Below are 20,059 nucleotides of genomic sequence, written 5' to 3'. Positions count from 1 at the left end.
GTTACGGCTTCGCCTAACCCGCCCTACGCTCCCTACTCCGCCGCTTGCTGCGCCGGCGCATCCAGCGCCGCCGAGACCTTCGGCGGCGACATCGGCAGGCTGTAGAAGCGTTTGCCGAGCGCGTTGTGGACGGCGTTGGCGACTGCGGCCATGACGGGGACCAGCGGCACTTCGCCGACGCCCTTGACGCCCTGCGGATGCTTCGGGTTCGGCACCTCGACCAGCGCGCAGTCGAGCATCGGCAGGTCGGAACAGACCGGCATCCGGTAATCGAGGAAGCCCGGATTATCGACCTTGCCGTCCTTGTTGTAGATGTACTCCTCGTTCAGCGCCCAGCCGATGCCCTGCGCGACGCCGCCTTGCAGCTGGCCCTCGACATAGCTCGGATGCACGGCGCGGCCGACATCCTGCACGGCGGTGTAGCGGATCACGCGCACGATCCCGAGATCGACATCGACCTCGACATCGCAAATGTGCGTGCCGAAGCCGCCCTCGGCGCCCTGGGTGTTGAGCTGCACGCTGGCGCCGATCGGGCCGCCCTGCGACGGCGCTTTCTCGGCAAGGTCGGCGAGCGTCAGCGGCTCGAACTGGCCGGCGTTTGGACTGACGGGATGCGCGGCGCCGTTCTCCCACTTCACGGCCTCAGGGTCGATCTCCCAGATCTTCGCCGCGCGCTCGCGCAAGGTCGCGATCACCTTGTCGGCCGCCTGTGTCACCACCATCGAGGAGGCGAACAGCACGCGGCTGCCGCCGGTGAGGTTGGAGAAGCCGACCGTCTGGGTGTCGCCGATGATCACCGAGATGCGCTTGTAGTCGATGCCGAGCAGCTCGGCGCAGATATTGGCGATGCCGGCGCGCGAGCCACCGATATCAGGGTGCCCCGTGGTGACGACGACGTTGCCGTCCTCGGTGATGTTGACCTGCGCGGAGGATTCACCGCCGGCGTTGAACCAGAAGCCGGAGGCGACGCCCCTGCCCTGATATTTGCCGAGCGGCGCGGCATAATGTGGATGGTCCTTGGCGGCCTCCAGCGTCTCGATATAGCCGATGCGCGGAAACACCGGGCCGTGCGCCGCCTTGGTGCCTTCCTTGGCTGCGTTCTTCAGCCGCAGCGCCAGCGGATCGATCTTGAGCGCCTCGGCTAATTCGTCGAGCACGCATTCCACCGCATAGGCGCCGATCGGCGCGCCGGGCGCGCGATAGGCCGCGACCTTGGAGCGGTTGGAGCAGACGTCGAAGCCTTCCGACAGCACATGCGGAATTTCGTACGGTGCAAAGCTGCACCCGACCGCGCCACGGATCGGCGAACCCGGGAAGGCGCCGGCCTGCAGATAGAAGCTGCCATGGGCAGCAACGATGGTGCCGTCCTTCTTGGCGCCGATCTTCACCGTGCTCTTCGAGCCCGAGGTCGGCCCGGTGGCGCGCATCACCTCCTCCCGGGTCATCACCATCTTGACCGGGCGGCCGGATTTCTTGGCAAGCAAGGTCGCAAGCGGCTCGAGATAGACGATGGTCTTGCCACCAAAACCGCCGCCGATCTCGGCGGGAATGGCGCGGATGTCGCTCTGCGGGATGCCTGTGAGCATCGAGGTCATCGCGCGCACCATGAACTGGCCCTGGCTCGACGACCAGATCGTGGTCTTGCCGTCGGCCGCGACCGAGATCAGGCAGGCATGCGGCTCGATATAGCCCTGGTGCACCGGGCGCGTGGTGAAGGAGCGCTCGATGACGACATCGGCGTCCTTGAAGCCTTGCGCGATATCGCCCTTCTTGGACTCGATGCGGCCCATGATGTTCGAGGGCTTGCCGTCGAATCTGTTGAACTCGTGCAGGATCGGCGCGTCAGGCTTGAGCGCGTCGTCGATCTCGATCGCCCAGGGCAGCACCTCGTAGTCGACCTCGATCAGCTTGCAGGCTTCCGCCGCGATCGCTTCCGTGGTCGCGGCGACGGCGGCCACGGGGTGGCCAGGAAACAGCGCCTTGTCGCGCGCCATCACGTTGCGGCACATCCAGCGCATATCCTGGATGCCGAGCATCACTGCGCCCTTCGCGATCGTGAAGTCGACGATGTCGCGCGAGGTGACCACGGCTTTCACGCCGGGCAGCGCCTCGGCCTTCGCGGTGCTGATTGACTTGATGCGGGCGTGCGGGTGCGGGCTGCGCAGCACCTTGCCCCAGATCATGCCTGGCATGGTGGTGTCGGCGGCAAACGCCGCACGGCCGGTCACCTTGTCGACGCCATCGGGCCTGATGGTGCGCTGGCCGATCCATTTGTTGTTGACGACGTTCATGGCCGCATCTCCCGCATTTCAACCGCGGTCTCCATCACCGCGCGGACGATCTTGTCGTAACCGGTGCACCGGCAGAGATTGCCGGCGAGCCAGAAGCGGACTTCCTCTTCGGTGGGATTTGAGTTCTTCGCGAGCAGCGCCTCGGAGGCCACCAGCATGCCCGAGGTGCAGATGCCGCACTGGAGCGCGGCGTGCTCGAGGAATTTCTGCTGCAAGGGATGCAGCTCGCCGCCCTTGGCCATGCCCTCGATGGTCCGGATCTCATGGCCTTCGGCCTCGGCCGCGAGCATCAGGCAGGAGCAGACCAGCCGGCCATCGAGCGTGATCGAACAGGCGCCGCAATCGCCGGAGGCGCAGCCTTCCTTGGAGCCGGTGAGCCCCAATTGCCCGCGCAAGGCGTCGAGCATGGTCTCATACGGCTCACACAGGAATTCGACCGGCTCGCCGTTGACGGAGGTGGTGACGTGCAGTTTCGGCATGGTGCTAGTGTCCTCCCGCACGCTGGGCGGCGATCGCGGCGGTGCGCTTGAGCAGCACGCCGGCGGTTTTTATCCTGTAGGCAATGGTGCCGCGCTTGTCGTCGATCGGACGGCAGGCGGCGCGGCATGCCGCAGCAGCGGCCTCTAGCGCGGCGTCGTCAAGCTTCGAGCCGATCAACGCTTGCGCAGCCGGCGCGACCAGCAGCACGGTCGGCGCCACCGCACCGAGGCCGACGCGAGCCGAGGTGCAGACGCCATCCTTCAGAGTCAGGCTGACGCCGATGCCGACCACCGCGATGTCCATCTCGGTGCGCGGGATCATCCGCAGGTACGCATCGCTCGAGCCCGCGGGCCGCGGCGGCAAGGTGAAGCCGACGAGGATCTCGCCGGGCTTGAGGTTGGTGCGGCCCGGTCCGGCCGGCACGTCCTCGACCTTGAGCTCGCGGCGGCCGTTCGGGCCCTGCACGGTGACGACCGCGCCTGCCGCGATCATCGCCGGCACGCTGTCGCCGGCCGGCGAGCCGTTGCAGAGATTGCCGCCGGCGGAGGCGCGGCCCTGCACCTGCTTGGAGCCGATCAGGTTCACGGCCTCGAGCACGCCGGGCCATACCTTGCCGAAGCGCGCGTGATCGGCGAGCTCCATGCCGGAGACGGCAGCGCCGACGCGGAAGCCGCCATCGGCGGCCTCGGTGATCTCAGTCATCTCGCCGATCTTCTTGATGTCGACGATCAATCCCGGCCGCACCAGGCCGGAGCGCATTTGCACCAATAAGTCGGTACCCCCTGCCATAATGCGGGCGGCACTCCCGGCGGCAGCAAATGCGCCAATCGCTTCATCAAGCGTGCGCGGTGCTACGTATCGGATATCGGTCATGGCTGTTCTTCTGGTCTCCCTCGGCTGCTTGTTCCCTTAGGATGTGCGGGATATGGCCTTATTGCTGGCCGGCAGACCACAAGCCTACACGGCGGATCGGGGTCCGAACAGCCTGTGAGGTGCGGCAGGAAGCGCAGGCTCCTATGCAGGATGCGCGCTTGCGCGGCGCCTGCCATGGTCATCGAACGTTCACGTCACGGTCCACGCGAACCCGCCGCCGAAACCCTGAGATTGACGGCATGGCCCTTGCTTGCTTTGCGTCACGGATTGGTGAAGCATGCGGGCCGCTGCGGCCTACGCGCCGGCGCAACGACAAAATTGGGGGACAGCGAATGGTCGATGTTTCGCGCAGAACGCTCCTCAAGCTTGCGGCCAGCGTGCCGCCGGCGATCGCGGCCCCGGCTATCCTCTCATCGAGAGCCATCGCCGCCGGCAAGGGCAAGACCATTTCGGCGGTGATGCATTCGGACCTGCGCATCATCGATCCCGGTTTCACCACCGCCTACATCACCCGCGACCACGGCTACATGGTCTACGACACGCTGCTCGGCATCGATTCAAGCTTCAAGGTCCGGCCGCAGATGGCGGACTGGACGATCTCGGACGACAAGCTCACCTACACCTTCACGCTGCGCGACGGCCTGAAATGGCATGACGGCGCGCCGGTCACGGCGGAGGACTGCATCGCCTCGCTGAAGCGCTGGACCGTCGTTGACGGTATGGCGCAGAAGCTCGCCGAATTCACCGCCTCCCTCGAAGCCGGCGGGCCGAAGACGATCGTGCTCAAGCTCAAGGAGCCCTACGGCCTGGTGCTGGAGTCGCTGGCAAAGCCCTCGTCCTATGTCGCCTTCATGATGCCGAAGCGGCTCGCGGAAACGCCAGCCGGCAAGCAGATCGCCGAGCAGATCGGCAGCGGGCCGTTCAAGTTCGTCGCCGCGGAATTCCAGCCGGGCGTGAAGGCGGTCTACGAGCGCAACGCCGACTACCTGCCGCGCAAGGAAAAGCCGGATTGGCTGTCGGGGGGCAAGGTCGCAAAGGTCGATCGCGTCGAATGGATCACGATGCCGGATGCGCAGACCGCGATCAACGCGCTGCAATCCGGCGACATCGATTTCCTGGAACAGCCGTCGATCGACCTGGTGCCGGTGCTCGAGGCCAATTCCGATCTCACCGTGGCCGTGCTGAACAAGTTCGGCTTCCAGATCGAGGGCCGGATGAACTTCCTGCACCCGCCATTCGACAATCCCAAAATCCGCCGCGCGGCATTCCTGGCGATGAACCAGAAGGACGTGCTCGACGCCACCGTCGGCAACGCAAAATATTACGAGATCTGCGGCTCCTATTTCGCCTGCGACACGCCGCTCGCCAGCGACGCCGGCGCCGAGACGCTGATCAAGGGCAACGGCATGGCCGAGGCCAAGAAGGCGCTGGCCGCCTCCGGCTATGACGGCACGCCGGTCGTGATCATGATCCCCGGCGACGTGCAGACGCTGAAGGGGCCGCCGACCGTCGCGGCGCAGCTGTTGCGCGCGGCCGGCTTCAACGTCGACGCGCAGGTGACCGACTGGCAGACCGTGGTGAGCCGCCGCGCCAGCCAGAAGCCGCCCAAGGAAGGCGGCTGGAACCTGTTCTTCACCTTCACGGGCGCGACCGAGGTGATGAACCCGATCGTCAACAACCAGATCGCCGCGAATGGCAAGCGGGCCTGGTTCGGCTGGCCCGAGGACGCCAAGCTCGAGCAGATGCGCGACGCCTACGCGCGCGCCACTTCCGCTGAGGACCAGAAGAAATTCGCGGTGGAGATCCAGAAGCAGGCCTATGACCAGGTGATCTATGTCCCGCTCGGCCAGTTCCGCTTGCCGAGCGCCTGGCGCAAATCGCTGACCGGCGTGCTGGAAGGCCCGGCGCCGCCGGTGTTCTGGAACGTCGACAAGACGGAATAGGATCGGCGGCGCGATCTTTGGGCCGCAGATCATCGGTCGGTTAGCCGCAGCACGCAGGCAGCTTGATCGGCTTTCTCCACAACGTGGCTCGGGGAGCGAGCCCCTACCCCGGGGGCCGCCCCGCTGCGCGCCGCCAAAATATCGAAAACAACCCCATGCAAAGTAGCCGACGGCCGCCGCCGTACCACCGGGCAACTTGACACGTCGGGCAAATCACCGATATATTTCTAATATTCCGAATTCATGCAAATGCCCCTCCCCCGCAAACGGGAGAGGGAGCGCGCTTGTCTGCTATTCGACTTCGCCTGAGTATCGTCGCCTCACTGACCGTTGGTCCGGCGCGCGGTCTTCGGTGCCTCGTCCTTCAACTTCTCCAATGCGCCGGGCATCATCTGCCCGAACATCGAGCTCAGCATCGCGGTCGGGATCAGGCCCGCATTGCTGCTCTCTTGCCCCTGCCCGCCCGACATCAGGAATTGCGGCACCAGCGGCTGGTTGATCCGTGTCAGCGCATCGGCGAACTTCGCGAAGTTCTGCTCGGCCAGGCGATACTCCGGCCCGCCATAGGCATCGACCGACAGCTTGGTCGCCTGCGCGTTGGCGGTACCGACCGCGAGCACCCGGTCGGCCTCGCCCTGGCCTTCCAGCCGCGACTGCTCGCCGACCGCGGCTGCGGTCACCTTCCTCGTCTCGGCGTCCTTCTGCGCACGGGCCAAGGCAGCGGCGCCCTCGTTCTCGTTGACCTTGACCTGGATCAGCGACTGCGTCAGCGCCGTCTGCGCCGCCGCCGTCGCCTTGGCTTCGTTCAGCGCGCGCTCCTGCACCGCGGCCTTCTCCTGCTCCTGATAGGTCTCGATCTGCTCGCGCGCGATCTGGCGCGAGCGGAGCTGGATCAGGATGTTCTCGATGGTGTGGTCACCAGGGGCCGCGCGCGGCGTGCCGATCAACACCTCCTGAAGATCGAGCGAATAGCTCTCGAACCTCGCCTTCATGTCGTGGGCCGCTTCCTCCTGGATCGCGGCGCGGTTCTGCAACAGCTCGATCAGCGTCATCTTCTGCGCGATGTTCTTGAAGAACGCGCTGACCATCGGGTCGAGCGTCTGCTCGACCAGTTTCTTCACGTCGCCGAAGCGCTGGATGATCATCGGTGCCTTCTTGTAGTCGATATGCATCACCACCGAGAGCGGCAGCGTCGGCTCGAACGCGTCCTTGGTGATCAGCGAGATTTCCGACAGGTTCTCGTCGAGCTTCATCGATCCGACCTCGCCGCGCATCCATTTCAGGATGAAGTTGACGGTCGGGATCACCTCGATCTTGCCGGCATAGGTGTTGAACGCGTACTTGCCCGGCAACAGCGGGTCCTTCCAGACGCCGCGGCTACCGTTCAGCACCAGCTCGCCGTGGCGATACTGCTCGCCGGAAACGTCGTCGGTGCGCGGGCCGGTATAGAAGATGACGACGCCGACATTGCCGACCGGGATCACCGTCTTCGGCACCGCCTCGACGGTCGCGAACAGGCGGTTGATGTACCAGGTGCCCTCGACGATGACCTGGAGCTGGCGGCCGCGATAGCCGCCGGCGCTCAGGAATTTCTCGGGCTCCTGGAAATTGTTGTGGAAGGTCGCCGCGTCGCGCAGCTCGATGCCGACTTCGGGCGCGATGATCTCGCCCGGGGGCAGCGACGGGCCGTCATGCACGGTGACGATGCCGACCAGATCATGATCGGCCGCCAGCACGACCGGCGCAAAACCCCAGCGTTCGGTGATCGTGAGCTGCATGCTCTCGAGCACGCCGCGTTCCCGCTCGCTGAGCGCATGACCATAAACGCGCTCGTCGGTGATGACGGCGAACTGCGTCGTGTTGATCGCATAGGTGCCTTCGCGCAGGATCTTGCGCTGCGGACCCTTTTGGCCGCCGCCGATCAGGAAGCGGCGCGCGTCCTGGAAGTCCGACTTGTCTTCGGTGTCGTTGGCGCCGAGCACCTGCGAAGGCTCCAGCACCGCGCCGTCGCGCGCGAACACATAGGCGATCTTGCCCTGGCCGACGGTCACGAGGTCCGAACGGTGGATCCGGTACATGAAGGGAAACATCACATGCAGGCCGCCGCGCAGCACCTCCGGCTCGTAGCCGGCCTCACCGTTCAGCGCGATGAAGCCGTTCTCGATCGAGCCCCTCATCGCCCACATCTTCTCGACGATGCCGACCTGGTTGTTGGGAATGTAGCGAAATACGTTCGATATGCGCAGCAGGATCACACATGCGACCGCTGCAGCGATCCAAATGGCAGGCTGAGTCAAACCTGAACCATTAAGAAAACCGAGGAAGTCCATAGTCCATCTCCACAATTCGCAACTGGGCGGTTTGGGAGCCAAACCTCACCCAAGAATTGCGGTGCGCAGATGTGGTGCGGCCTTGGCGGCGCAAGGCGTGAACATTATTCGCACTGCCGATCTTTTTTTGATGACAGCATGAACCGGCGAACCGGTCGCGCGACATCGATCGGCGCGATTGGTTTGCTGCGACTGCGCATCATTCGCAGCACAGGGATGTTGACCTAGATCAAGATCAACTTCCTTTCGTCTGCATGAAGTTCGGTAGGCGGCGCGTTTCACTACTTCGGCTACGCGCTAACCCGATCTTTGTTCTTCCTCGATGCGGCAGTCCAACCGGGAGAACGTTCGTATGGCGATGCTCGGCGAAATAAGCCATACCACCACCTACCGATACGCAGCGCCTGTCACCTTCGGAACCCATCGAGCCATGTTCCTGCCGCGGCGCGGCGCCTCCGCGCGGCTGCTGAGCTGGTCGGTAAAGACCAGCGTGCCGTCAACGATCCGCTGGGTTACCGACCCCCGGACCAACGCCATAACGGTGATGGACTTCAGCGAGCGATCCAGTGAACTCAAAATCGCGTTCAAGGTTCGCGGAGTCTATTTCGGGGTGAAGGGGATTGAGGCGTTTCCGCTCGAGTCTCGGGCCGACGAGGTGCCGGTACAGTACACCCCGGATGAGTGGACCGATCTCGCCGGTTATCTGCGGCCTCACGCGGACGATCCCGACGGCAGCGTGTCAACATGGACGAAGAGCTTCGTCGCGGGTGACCAGGATCGAACAACCGATGTTTTGCAGCGCCTGCTCGGCTCGTTTCGCGACTCTTTCCGCTACTGCGCGAGGGATGCCGAGGGGACGCAATCGCCAGGCGATACTCTCCGCACAAGGTCCGGCACCTGCCGGGACTTTGCCTGGCTGATGATCGAGACCTTGCGCCGGCTCGGGTTTGCGGCGCGCTTCGTCAGCGGCTACCTTTATGACGCAACCGTGGACGGTGGCGCCGTTGGCATGACCGGGTCCGGCGCAACGCATGCGTGGCTGCAGGTGTTTCTTCCCGGTGCCGGTTGGCTGGATTATGACCCGACCAACAGCATCAGTGCCGGATTTGATCTGATCCCGGTGGCGATTGCGCGCTATCCAGGCCAGGCGATCCCGCTGGCTGGTTCATGGTTTGGCGATGCGAAAGACTATCTGGGGATGTCGATCGACGTCGCCGTACGCAAGATCGGCGAGTTTCGCGATCCTTCCGAAGGGTAGTGGCCAACCGCAAGGCAATCATCGCCGGCCTGTAGCGACGACCGCCGATGGTCAATCAATCAAGCGCGCCCTTGGCGGCCCATCACGAGGCCGTAGAGAAACAGCAGAATGATTGAGCCGACAACGGCACCGATGAAGCCTGTGCTCTCCCCGGGTGCGTACCATCCAACGGCCTGGCCAAGGTAGGTCGCGACGAAAGCGCCGACAATTCCAAGGACGGCCGTGAGAATGAAGCCCTTGGGCTCCGACTTGTCGCCAGGCATGATGAACTTGGCGATCACTCCGACAATAAAACCAATAATAATCGTCCAAATAACGCCCATTGGATTTACCCCACAGCTTTGGCAACAGACTGTCGGAATTGACCGGGACCAGTTGCTGCCGCCTTGATCTACATCAAGCTTCGTCATTTGGCGTGGTTGCAGGAACGGTTAGGCCAGGTGCCGGAGGCTGGCAGGCCACAGCCTGTGGAGGCGACAAGCGTGTCAGCACTGGGAGTGCAGGCTGAGGGCTCTCCCCGAACGCCGCTTTCTCGATTTCGGACTTCGATGCGCCACCTGTACTGTGGACGCAGCGCTAATTCGCGTCTCTTTCTCTATGCGCTTCTGGTCTTTGATTTGGCCTCACTCCTGTTCATCATCGGCACGTCGTTCCTGCCGCGCAGTGCTTTGGTACGGGGCCTCGATGTTGCCTTTGGTGTCGCCTTTCTGGTCGAGTTGATGTTGCGCATGGCAGGAAGTCGTCGGGTGAGCCGCGAACTGCTCAGCATCACGACCTGGACCGACGTCGCTGCGATTGTATCCTTGCTGGCGGCAACAGCGAGCGAAGCCGCGGCCTTCCTGCGCGTACTCCGCACGTTTCGGCTGTTGCGAACGTACCGGGTGGTACGATTCCTCCGTGAGGACAGCGTCTTCTTTCGTCGCAACGAAGAACTGCTGGTCGCAATCACCAATCTGTCCGTCTTTGTTTTCATCATGACGGGCGTGGTTTACGAAACGCAGCGAGGTGTGAACCCCGGCATCAAGAATTACGCAGACGCACTTTACTTCACGATTACCGCGCTCACGACCACGGGCTTTGGCGATATCACCTTACCCGGAACGCCGGGTCGCATGATTACAGTTGTGATCATGATATTCGGTGTCACACTCTTCCTGAACCTGGCAAAGGTGTTGTTCAGCCCAAGCAAGGTGCGGTTCAGATGCCCATCCTGTGGCCTTCTTCGTCACGATATCGATGCTGTCCACTGCAAAAGCTGCGGCATCGTGTTGAATATTCCCGACGAGGGCGCCGTCTAGGCGCGATCTTGCGATCACCGGAGCGCCATCGCGGCATTGACAGTGGACGCGGCGATCACGCCGGGTAGTGACACCACCTCTTCACCGTGCCCTGCGCGCTCAACGTTTCGGGTTGCGCCCACGGATACGGTCAAAGCCCTGCTTGATTGCGGCGAAGCGCGCGTCGACGATCGGCTCGAATTCGAGGTCGGTGAAGATATATGGCCAGTCGTTTTCGACGCCTTCGCGGACGAGTTCACCGACATACATCGGATCGATGCCCTGAGAGACGCGCTCGCGCACCAGATTGATCCGCTCGGCAATCGGGCCTGAAGTCGGCATGGCACGGACCGCCCCCTCGAAGCGCTTGGGCAGGTTGCGCCCTGAGTTCACGATTTGAGTGCGGATGAACCCGGGACACAGCACCGATACGCCAATCCCGCGCGGCGCAAGTTCAGGCCGCAGTCCCTCGGACAGCGCGACCACGCCATATTTTGAAACGTTGTATGCAGTGCTCCCCCCTGAAATAAGGCCGGCGAGCGAGGCAGTGGAGACGATGTGTCCACCCTCGCCATGCTGCTCGATCAACGGCCCGAAAATCTCGATCCCCCAAATGGTCGCCATCAGGTTGACGCCCAGGGTCCAATTCCATGACGCGTCGGTCCAGGTGCCATAGGGCCCACCGCCGCCGACGCCGGCGTTGTTGACGAGGATATGCACCTTGCCGTAGCGGGCCGTCGTGGCTTCGGCGGCGGCGGCGAGTTCGGCTTTGAGCGAGACGTCGGCTTTCACGCCGTCGACATCGACGTTGGTGAGCCGCAGTTGCTCGAGCGCCGTGGACAAAGCCGCTTCTTCGATATCGCAAAGCATGACTTTCACCCCCGCCTGGGCGAGAGCTGTCGCGATTCCCAATCCAATGCCTGACGCTGCGCCGGTCACGAACGCGGTCTTTCCAGCGAGTTCCTTCACGCGCATTCCCCCGTGCAAGCGGACACCCTCGCCCCAAGGCGCCAAGTGTCAAACGTCCAATGTCAAAGGTCCAAGTGCCACCGGACGCCATATGACCGCACTTTCAAGCGATTGGGAAGTGTGCGGGCTGTCCGCTCCGGGCTCTTGGCCGACATCGATTCAGGCCAGCTTTCATGTCGCCTTTATGAATGCAAAGCGCTCGCCGGTCTTACGAGACCACGCCCTATCTTGGATGCCACCAGCGGCCACCGATCACGACGCCTTCGGACGCGATCTTGCGATCGCCCGTCAGGTGTTCGCCGACCACGTCGACATAATCGAACTGCCCTTCCCGGATCGAGATCAGCGTGGCGTCGCCGACGCTGCCGGGCTTGAGGCTGCCGAGCTCCGGGCGACGCAACGCCATCGCGGCGTTGACGGTGGACGCCGCGATCACGTCCGGCAGCGACATCCCCATGCAGAGGAATTTCGACATCGTCGTCACCTGGTCGAAAGCCGGGCCGTCGATGCAGAGCTGATGGATGTCGGAAGAGATGGTGTCTGGGTAGAAGCCGTTGGCGAGCATCGCGCGCGCGGTCTTGAAGGCAAACGAGCCCTTGCCATGGCCGATATCGAACAGCACGCCGCGCTCGCGCGCCTCCAGCACCACCTTCTTCACCGTGCCCTGCGCGGTCGCGGGCGTGTTGGGGAACGGACGGAACGCATGGGTCAGCACATCGCCCGGGCGCAAGCGGGCGAGCACCTCCTCGTAGCTCGGCGGCGGATGATCGATATGCGCCATCAGGGGCATGCCGACCTGTTCGGCAACCTCGAGCGCGATCTCGAGCGGCACCAGCCCCGAGGTGCCCGAGGCGAACAGGCCGACCCGCACCTTGATGCCGACGATGAGGTCGCGGTTCTCGTCCGCCACGCGCGCCGCGTCGACCGGATTCATCAGCCGCAACTCCTCACTCTCGCCGACCATCACGCGGTCGGAGAAGCCGAAGATGCCGGCATGCGAGACATGCAGATAGGCGAGGATGCGGACCTGGCTCGGCTCGATCACGTGCTTGCGGAAACCGGCGAAGTTGCCGGGCCCGGCGCTGCCGGTATCGACCGACGTGGTGACGCCGGACGTCCGGCAGAACTCTTCCGCGTCGATGCCGAGCGAGGTGCCGCCCCAATAGACATGGGTGTGCAGGTCGATGATCCCCGGCGAGACGATCAGCCCGGAAACGTCGCGGACCTCGGTTGCGGGATCGGCCTTCAGCTCCCGGCCGACCGCGGCGACCTTGCCGCCGGCAAAGGCGACATCCGTCACCGCATCGAGCTTTTGCGACGGGTCGATCACCCGTCCGCCACGCAGAATTAGATCGAAAGGCATCGTCATCTCCGGATTTCGGCCGGCACGATGATCGACTTCGACGCCGCCTGCAAGACGTTCAGCCGACGCGGGCCTGATGGGAAATGGGTGCGGTCACAGTCGTCGTCTGATCCGCACTGTTGTCCGCGGACAAGCCGGTGCCCGTGTCCGTTACCTTGGCCGACGCGACGATCGCAGCAATGGCTGGATGATGCGCCGCCTCCGAGGCCGCGATGGTCTCTTGCGCCCAGCGGTACGAGGATTCGAAGATTGCCTGGTGGCGGTCGAAATCGGTCACGTCGACGCCATCCGGCGTCGGCGGGCGCATCACGAAGTCGAGCGGCGTCGTCGGCAGCGTATCGTAGCGCTGATGCGCGACGAGGCTTCGCCACAACACGTTGACGGCGCTCGGCGCGGCAGGAAGCGCTTTCCGCCGGAACGGCGTCAGCAGCGACGCGAGCAGCTCGAACCTTCCCGGCAGCGCGGCATAGTCGACGTCGAACATCTCGGTCGCCGGCTCGCCGAAATGGACCACCAGGTTCGGCCCGCTCTTCATCTGATGCATTTGCGCCAGCGGAACGTTGTCGACGAGACATCCGTCGACCAGCATCGAGCCGTCCTTCGTGTAGAACGGCGGCAGCAGGCCGGGGATGGCGCTGGATGCCCGCACCGCCTGCCAGAGCAGGCCGGTCCGGATCAATTCGAGATTGTGCGTCGACAGGTTGGTCGCGACCGCCGCGAACGGCCGCCAGCAATCCTCGATCCGGCAGGTGTGGCCGTACTGATCGGCAAGCGCCCGATCGAAGGCCTTGTGGTCCAGCAGCGCGTAACGCGGCCAGGTCGGGCGGCGGAAGCTGCGGCTAGAGACGAAGATCTCATGCGTGCCGCGCTCGAGATGCTCGGCGTCGTAATTCTTGGCAAAGCCCGCCGCCATCGCCGAACCGACGCTGGTGCCGACAAAAATATCGAACATCGCGCCGCGCTCGCGAAACGCCTTGTAGACGCCGACATGCGCGGTGCCGAGGCTGCCGCCGCCGCCGGCGACAAATCCGACAGCGCGGCCGCACAGGAAGCGCACCAGGCTCTCGATATCGATCTGGTCCTCGAGCGCGACATGGTGATGCATGAAGCAAGGCAGCCGCGCGAGCCAGGCCGCGGTGCCGCTGACCTCGTGTTGCCTGATATCATGAACGCGAACCAGGCGCCGCGCCGACGCCGGATGCACGCCGCAGGCGAAGCTTTCGATCTCGCTGAGAACCGGTGGCGGAGCATCACCGCGGCAGGCGAACACCACGAGGTCGGCCTGGCGAATAGTCTTGCGCGCCCATTCGGATGCTTCAGCACCACCGAAATAGGCCACCAGCGGCGCGTCATACTCGATCCGGTTGAGCCAGTCGGCGACCTCGGAAGAATCCAGCGCGCGGCCGGGGAACATGGCCTGAATGCGCGCGAGATCGACGATCTCGGCACGTGCGGCGGCAAGGCCTTCGCGCAAACTCTGTTCGAAGGCAGGCGGCACCGGCTCCCGCCCGCCCGCAATCAGCGCGACGGTCCGTGCCTTCGGCGACGCCCGGGCCGGCAACAGTCGCGCGGTCTGGACGGCAAAGCGCTGTGCAAGGGCGGCAAGCACCGCCTCGACGACGCCGGGCGTTTCCTGCACTAGCCGCGCATACGCCGCCCGCGTCAGCACCAGCACGCTGGTATCGCGGATCGCGATCACGTTGGCCGTGCGCGGGATATTGGCGAAGAAGCCGATCTCGCCGACCAGCTCGCCGGCGCGAAGCTCCGCAATCGGCTCGGGATGATCGGTCCGGTACACCGCGAGTGCGCCGTGCAGCACCAGGAACAATGAATCCGAGGCGCCGCCCTGCTCGACGAGCAGCTCGCCACGCACCAGGTCGCGCCGGGTCATCGCGCCAAAGGCGATCAGCCGCTGCTCCGCGCTGAGCGTACGGAACAGCGCGAAGTCCTCGGACAGGTTTCCCCACGCAAACGTTACACTCGGCGGCACACGGTTCGATTGCATGGGCGGATGTTAGCGCCGCACCGTCGTCCCGGCGAGCGATATCACGGCCATCCCCGGCAGGCATTCTTGAGGGCACTGCAACAGGAATAGCGATGCTTCCATTTCCTGCATCACCCGACCAGCTCCGGCCAAGGCACGATGGTCGACTTCACCGTCTTCATCGCCATCGCGTCCGCGACCGCCTGCGCGACGCCGTCCTCGGTGAACGGATAGATCGTCTGCATGTCGAGCCAGGGGTATTTGTTGCGCGTGCGGTAGAGCATGTCGACGCCGAGCGGCAGGTCGTTGCCGGTAAAGCCCCAGGAGCCGAGCACGTTGAGGTCCTTGGTGCAGATGCGGTGCCACGACGTATCGATCGAGCCGGCATCGGTGAACTGCCCCATCTCGACATAGGTGCCGCCGTCGCGCAGCATCTCGATGCCCTCGGGGCCGGCGGTCGGGTGGCCCGAGCAGTCCATCACGAGATCGGCGCCGAAGCCGCCCACGATGTCGCGCACCGCCTTGATGCGCTCCTCCGGCGTCTTGAGCTGCTCGATATCGACGGTCGCCTCGGCGCCGAACTTGCGCGCCAGCGCCAGCCGCGGCGTCTCCGGCGCGCCGACGCAGATCACGCGCCCTGCTCCCATCTCCTGCGCGGCCGCGACCGCGAGGATGCCGATCGGCCCGGAGCCCTGGATCACCACCGTGTCACCCCAGCTGAAGCCGCCGGCACGGGTGGCGCGGTTGAAGGCGCGGATGCAGGAGGTCAGCGGCTCCGAGAGCGCGCCGAGCCGCAGCGACATGTCGTCAGGCAATTTGTAGATCTTGGTGCCGGGCAGCATGTCGAGATCGACATAGACATATTCGGCCCAGCCGCCCCACATGTGCGGCGCCTTGTCGAAGCCGAGATAGCGGCCGTAATACACCGGCGTCAGGCACTTGTTGGCGCTCGCGGGATAATGGATGCAGTAATAGCAGCGGCCGCACGGCATCAGGGGCGGGATCATCACCTTCGATCCCACCCGCAGCGGCTTGCTCATGAAGTCTTCGGTGAACTCCGGGCCGCATTCGACTATCACGCCGCCGAGCTCGTGGCCGAGCGTGAACGGCCATGGCAGTGGCTTCGGCCAGTGTCCCTTCAGGATGTGCAGATCGGTTCCGCAAACACCGCAGGCGCCGACCTTGATCAAGGCCGCCTTTTTGCCGACATCCGGCCATGGCACCGTCCGGATTACGGGCTTGGCTCCAGGTCCGTCATGCGTGCAGACGCGGATCTGCTCCATCGGTTCGCTCTCCCTGTCCTTGTCATTGGGCCGGGTTCGGCCGCACCGACTTTAGGCCACGACGATCGGGATGTCATGAACGCCTGTCATGAAGGCCTTCATGACAGGCCCTGGCGGGACGACGCGCTTCAAGTCTTGACCGGAGTATTTTTCCGTAAACAAAGAACCGTTGATTGTGAACGCAACTGAGGGCCAATAGGCTTGTAGCATTGCGGGGAACGACAGCATGAATCCTGGTATCGAAGGTATCGTCGGCATGTACGTCAAGTTGGGCGAGCTGGACACGCTGCAACGAATGAAGGCGCATCGACAGAACCTGCTCAAGCAGTGTGTCGATACGGCGAATTTCAGTTTCGATGTGACGCGATCGATCTACGAGAGCGACCTCGAGGTGATCGAGGCCGGCATCGAGAGCCTGTATGGCGAGATCACCGGCCATGTCGACGTCTTCAACGAAAAGCGGATTGCCGGCTGGGCCCTGTACAACCAGCACCCCGACAAGAGGGTACCGATTGATATCTACTTCAACGGTAACCTTGTCGGCGAAATCGTTGCCGATCAGTTTCGCAACGATCTGCTCAAGCTCAACAAGGGCGACGGACACCATGCCTTCACGTTCGAGCCGCCGGCCGGGTCCTATCAGCCGCCGTTGCAACTCGAGATCCGCGCGGCGAAACGAAAGGTGCTGAAGGCCGTGACTATTGAACCACCGGCGGCGCCGGCCGAGCCGGCCATGGACGCCGAAGCCAAGTAACCCGCCGCGCGGCCTCGCACGGATCGTCACTTCATCGCGGTCCCGTCGGGCGCAAAGTCCTCGACCTTGTCCGAGATCACGAACGACATCAGGTCGTGCCCGATCACCAGCGGTCCCTGATAGGTCGTGCGCGTCCGCTTCAGCAGCGCGTCCTCCGGCACATCCTGCGTCGGCGGCTGGCTCGCGAACACGATGTGCGAGTAGACCGCAAGCTTCGGCTTGGCCTGGGCGAAGATCTTGCCGGCCTCTTCGGGCGAGGTGTGATGGTTCTCGATCGCCCGATAATTCGGGTAGGCTTTGAACAGGTCGGGATCGATCACCGCGACCTCGTGAATGAGCATCCAAGCCACGACAGGCTAGGTGAGGCGGCCGGGGACGCCAATGCGGACTGCGACATGACGGAGGCGCGTGGCGGATTGACAGCAATGGCCACTCCATCCAAACCTGTGGTACAATTTCAGGTTACGGAATGAAGCTGCAACCCGGGTCCGAACGCATCTTCGCGGACGACAGCACCGACCCGCTGGACGGGCGCGTGCAATGGGCGCCGGCGAAGTCGTTGTGGGTCGGCGGCATGACCGCGGTCGCGATCGTGTTCGGACCGCTACTGTTCTCGTGGAGCGCATTCGCGCTGTTCATCGTGACCAGCGCGATCACGCTGTGCTTCGGCCATTCGGTCGGCATGCATCGCCGCCTGATCCATGCGAGTTTCGACTGCCCGCTGTGGCTCGAACGACTCTGCATCTATCTCGGCGCGCTGGTCGGGATGGCCGGCCCCTACGGCATGGTGCGGCTGCACGATTTCCGCGATTGGGCGCAACGCCAGGCGGCGTGCCACGCCTACTCCCGCCACGCCGCCGGCTTCTGGCGCGATGCCTGGTGGCAATTGCACTGCACACTCGTGCTGAAGCACCCGCCGGTCTTCCGGCTCGAACCGCGGCTTGCCGATGACCGCTTCTATGCCTTCGTCGAGCGCACCTGGATGTGGCAACAATTGCCCTGGGCGATCCTGTTTTTTGCCATCGGCTCGTGGAGCTGGCTGGTCTGGGGCATCTGCGTCCGGGTCGCCGTCTGCGTCACCGGCCACTGGCTGATCGGTCATTACTCGCATCGCAAGGGCGGACAGACCTGGGTCATCGAAGGCGTTGCCGCCCAGGGCTACAATGTCGGCATCGCCGGGCTGATTAGCATGGGCGAGAGCTGGCACAACAATCACCACGCCTATCCGGGCTCCGCCAAGCTTGGGCTGTTGCCGGGTCAGATCGATCTCGGCTGGTGGCTGATCAAGGCCTTCGAGGCCGCAGGCCTCGCCAGCAACATCAAGACGCCGGACAATCTTGCACCGCGCCCCGGCTCGCGCCGCGTCGACGGTCCCGATAATGCCGATGCGGCCGCACACGGCGGCCGTGCGTTGTTCCCATAACCCGCACGCACAGATCGCCATTGCGGATCTGCCGCGACGCGGCTATATCGCCGGTGTCGGAAAAGGCAGACTCGGTTTGGTAAGCCCAAGTCCTTTCGCAAACGAAGCGAAAGCTCTGGTCTACTGCCTCGTGCACGAGATCCCCACGACGAACACCGGACGCTGTCGAAGCGTCCATTGTTCGTCCGTGTGGTTCTCAACCCGACGAACCGCTCCGGTCGAACATCGACAAAGGAGCAGTTCATGCACCACCCCCTCCCCCATGATGTCGTGATCGCCGGCGCCGGCCCGGTCGGCCTGCTGCTTGCCTGCGAGTTGCGGCTCGCAAAGCTCTCAGTCCTGGTGCTCGAGCAGGCCGCGGACCCGCGCTCGCCGTTGAAACGGCTGCCGTTCGGGATGCGCGGCCTCTCGGCGCCCACCATCGAGGCCCTCTATCGTCGCGGGATGCTGGACGACATCGCGGCGCTGCAGCGTACGAAGGATGACGCGTCGAACGGCACGCATTGGATGCAGCAGCCGCGCCGCCCGGCCGGCCATTTCGCCGGCATCCAGTTTTATCACGACGATATCGACACGTCGAAATGGTCGTATCGCCTGCCGGGTCCGGCCGGCACCAGCATGGCGGTCGACATGGAGGCGCTCGAAGCCGCACTCGCCGCGCGCGCGATCGCGAGCGGCGTCGAGATCAGGCGCGGCGCGGGCGTCGAGGCGTTCGATCAGTCGAATGACGGCGTCACCGTTCGCGCCGGCGGCGAGACGGTTCATGGACGCTGGCTGGTCGGTTGCGACGGCGGCCGCAGCATTGTGCGCAAGGCGGGCGGCTTTGAGTTTGTCGGCACCGATCCCGAGTTCACCGGCTATTCGGTCGAGGTCGAGATCGCTGATCCGAACGAGCTCCGCCCCGGCCGCCACTACACGCCGACGGGCATGTACACGTATGCGCGTCCCGGCACCATCGCGATGGTCGACTTCGACGGCGGCGCCTTCCACCGCACCCAAGAGGTCACGCGCGAGCATGTGCAGACGGTGTTGCGCCGCGTCTCCGGTACAGACGTCACACTGACAGCCCTCCAGCTTGCTACCACCTGGACGGATCGCGCCTGTCAGGCGACGGCTTACCGGAACGGACGCGTGCTGCTCGCCGGCGACGCCGCGCACATCCATTCCCCGCTCGGCGGCCAGGGGCTCAACCTCGGGCTTGGCGATGCGATGAATCTCGGCTGGAAGCTCGCGGCCACGATCCGCGGCGACGCGCCGACGAATCTGCTCGACAGCTATTGCAGTGAACGGCATCCGGTGGGTGCGCAGATCCTGGACTGGTCGCGCGCCCAGGTCGCGCTGATGCGGCCGAGCCGAAGCTCACGCGCGCTCGAAGCCATCATTCGCGACCTGATCGCGACGGAGGACGGCGCGACGTATTTTGCCGAGCGCGTCTGGGGCGTTTCGCTGCGCTACGATCTTGGCGGCGGCCATCCGCTGGTGGGTCGCAGCGCACCCGACTTCGAGCTCGCCTGCGGGATGCGGCTCGGCGAACTGCTCAGAGACGGGCGCGGCCTGCTGCTCGACTTCGCGCCGAGCTCTCCCCTGCGCGCGCTGGCCGATCGCTGGCGCGGGCGGTTCAACTATGTCGCAAGCGATGCCGGGGATCGGCTGGGTTTGTGCGCGGTGCTGGTGCGTCCCGACGGGTTTGTGGGTTGGGCCACAGACATCGAACCGGATCGGGAGGAGGCTGCTCAAGCCGCAGCGCGATGGTTCGGAGAACCTGACGCGGCATCTGAATGAGCCTATCGTCCCCAGGTACGGCGCACGTGAGCTTCGCTCATCGCTCTCG

The 20,059-nt window shown here is 64.4% G+C and carries 16 protein-coding genes; 6 read left to right on the top strand and 10 right to left on the bottom strand.

Features of this window, described 5'->3' with window-relative positions:
• Positions 1–32: 32 nt before the first annotated feature.
• From BraRD5C2_RS35595 to BraRD5C2_RS35585, 3 genes are read right to left on the bottom strand one after another with little or no spacing between them, the layout of a single operon-like run.
• Positions 33–2,291 (bottom strand): xanthine dehydrogenase family protein molybdopterin-binding subunit, encoded by a 2,259-nt coding sequence (locus tag BraRD5C2_RS35595; RefSeq protein ID WP_223976441.1) that lies wholly within the window; start codon positions 2,289–2,291, stop codon positions 33–35.
• Positions 2,288–2,770: a (2Fe-2S)-binding protein gene (locus BraRD5C2_RS35590; RefSeq protein WP_223976439.1), complete on the bottom strand. Its 483-nt coding sequence runs from the start codon at positions 2,768–2,770 to the stop codon at positions 2,288–2,290. The genes BraRD5C2_RS35595 and BraRD5C2_RS35590 overlap by 4 nt, the downstream gene beginning before the upstream one ends.
• Before the next feature lie 4 nt (positions 2,771–2,774).
• Positions 2,775–3,635, bottom strand: a complete 861-nt coding sequence (locus BraRD5C2_RS35585; RefSeq protein WP_223976673.1) for an FAD binding domain-containing protein — start codon at positions 3,633–3,635, stop codon at positions 2,775–2,777.
• Between the two features lie 341 nt (positions 3,636–3,976).
• Here BraRD5C2_RS35585 and BraRD5C2_RS35580 point away from each other — a divergent pair, with 341 nt between their 5' ends.
• A complete protein-coding gene (locus BraRD5C2_RS35580) occupies positions 3,977–5,587 on the top strand; it encodes an ABC transporter substrate-binding protein (RefSeq protein WP_374708086.1) in 1,611 nt (536 codons plus the stop codon).
• Positions 5,588–5,907: 320 nt separating this feature from the next.
• On the opposite strand, the gene BraRD5C2_RS35575 is transcribed toward BraRD5C2_RS35580, so the two are convergent.
• A complete protein-coding gene (locus BraRD5C2_RS35575; RefSeq protein ID WP_223976437.1) occupies positions 5,908–7,917 on the bottom strand; it encodes an SPFH domain-containing protein in 2,010 nt (669 codons plus the stop codon).
• Between the two features lie 352 nt (positions 7,918–8,269).
• On the opposite strand from BraRD5C2_RS35575, the gene BraRD5C2_RS35570 reads away from it, so the two are divergent.
• A complete protein-coding gene (locus BraRD5C2_RS35570) occupies positions 8,270–9,175 on the top strand; it encodes a transglutaminase family protein (RefSeq protein WP_223976435.1) in 906 nt (301 codons plus the stop codon).
• 59 nt (positions 9,176–9,234) lie between these two features.
• On the opposite strand, the gene BraRD5C2_RS35565 is transcribed toward BraRD5C2_RS35570, so the two are convergent.
• Positions 9,235–9,498: a GlsB/YeaQ/YmgE family stress response membrane protein gene (locus BraRD5C2_RS35565; RefSeq protein ID WP_223976434.1), complete on the bottom strand. Its 264-nt coding sequence runs from the start codon at positions 9,496–9,498 to the stop codon at positions 9,235–9,237.
• 225 nt (positions 9,499–9,723) lie between these two features.
• Here BraRD5C2_RS35565 and BraRD5C2_RS35560 point away from each other — a divergent pair, with 225 nt between their 5' ends.
• Complete coding sequence (locus BraRD5C2_RS35560; RefSeq protein WP_223976670.1) at positions 9,724–10,473, top strand: potassium channel family protein; 750 nt, start codon at positions 9,724–9,726, stop codon at positions 10,471–10,473.
• Between the two features lie 99 nt (positions 10,474–10,572).
• Here BraRD5C2_RS35560 and BraRD5C2_RS35555 read toward each other — a convergent pair whose 3' ends face one another.
• The 4 genes from BraRD5C2_RS35555 to BraRD5C2_RS35540 form a co-directional block, all read right to left on the bottom strand.
• The gene (locus BraRD5C2_RS35555; protein WP_223976432.1) at positions 10,573–11,427 is read right to left on the bottom strand and encodes an SDR family NAD(P)-dependent oxidoreductase; all 855 of its coding nucleotides are present in this window, start codon (positions 11,425–11,427) and stop codon (positions 10,573–10,575) included.
• A gap of 217 nt (positions 11,428–11,644) precedes the next feature.
• Positions 11,645–12,784, bottom strand: coding sequence for an amidohydrolase/deacetylase family metallohydrolase (locus tag BraRD5C2_RS35550; protein ID WP_223976430.1), 1,140 nt, complete (start codon positions 12,782–12,784; stop codon positions 11,645–11,647).
• Between the two features lie 58 nt (positions 12,785–12,842).
• Positions 12,843–14,789, bottom strand: coding sequence for a cyclic nucleotide-binding and patatin-like phospholipase domain-containing protein (locus tag BraRD5C2_RS35545; RefSeq protein WP_223976428.1), 1,947 nt, complete (start codon positions 14,787–14,789; stop codon positions 12,843–12,845).
• 110 nt (positions 14,790–14,899) lie between these two features.
• Positions 14,900–16,051 carry a zinc-binding dehydrogenase gene (locus BraRD5C2_RS35540; protein ID WP_223976426.1) on the bottom strand — a complete coding sequence of 384 codons (1,152 nt, stop codon included), beginning with the start codon at positions 16,049–16,051 and terminating at the stop codon, positions 14,900–14,902.
• Between the two features lie 226 nt (positions 16,052–16,277).
• Between BraRD5C2_RS35540 and BraRD5C2_RS35535 the strand changes: the two genes are divergently transcribed.
• Positions 16,278–16,805 carry a hypothetical protein gene (locus tag BraRD5C2_RS35535; RefSeq protein WP_223976424.1) on the top strand — a complete coding sequence of 176 codons (528 nt, stop codon included), beginning with the start codon at positions 16,278–16,280 and terminating at the stop codon, positions 16,803–16,805.
• Between the two features lie 26 nt (positions 16,806–16,831).
• On the opposite strand, the gene BraRD5C2_RS35530 is transcribed toward BraRD5C2_RS35535, so the two are convergent.
• The gene (locus BraRD5C2_RS35530) at positions 16,832–17,146 is read right to left on the bottom strand and encodes an MBL fold metallo-hydrolase (protein ID WP_223976422.1); all 315 of its coding nucleotides are present in this window, start codon (positions 17,144–17,146) and stop codon (positions 16,832–16,834) included.
• A gap of 128 nt (positions 17,147–17,274) precedes the next feature.
• On the opposite strand from BraRD5C2_RS35530, the gene BraRD5C2_RS35525 reads away from it, so the two are divergent.
• Both BraRD5C2_RS35525 and BraRD5C2_RS35520 read left to right on the top strand, forming a co-directional pair.
• A complete protein-coding gene (locus BraRD5C2_RS35525; RefSeq protein WP_223976420.1) occupies positions 17,275–18,228 on the top strand; it encodes an acyl-CoA desaturase in 954 nt (317 codons plus the stop codon).
• A 243-nt stretch (positions 18,229–18,471) separates the two neighbouring features.
• On the top strand, positions 18,472–20,010 hold the full coding sequence (locus BraRD5C2_RS35520) for an FAD-dependent monooxygenase (protein WP_223976668.1): 1,539 nt from the start codon (positions 18,472–18,474) through the stop codon (positions 20,008–20,010).
• Positions 20,011–20,059 lie beyond the last annotated feature (49 nt).

It is taken from the genome of Bradyrhizobium sp. RD5-C2 (assembly GCF_019972155.1).
Taxonomy (GTDB): Bacteria; Pseudomonadota; Alphaproteobacteria; order Rhizobiales; family Xanthobacteraceae; genus Bradyrhizobium.
Note: the sequence above shows the minus strand (reverse complement) of the source record. Positions and strands in the feature narration are given on the sequence as shown.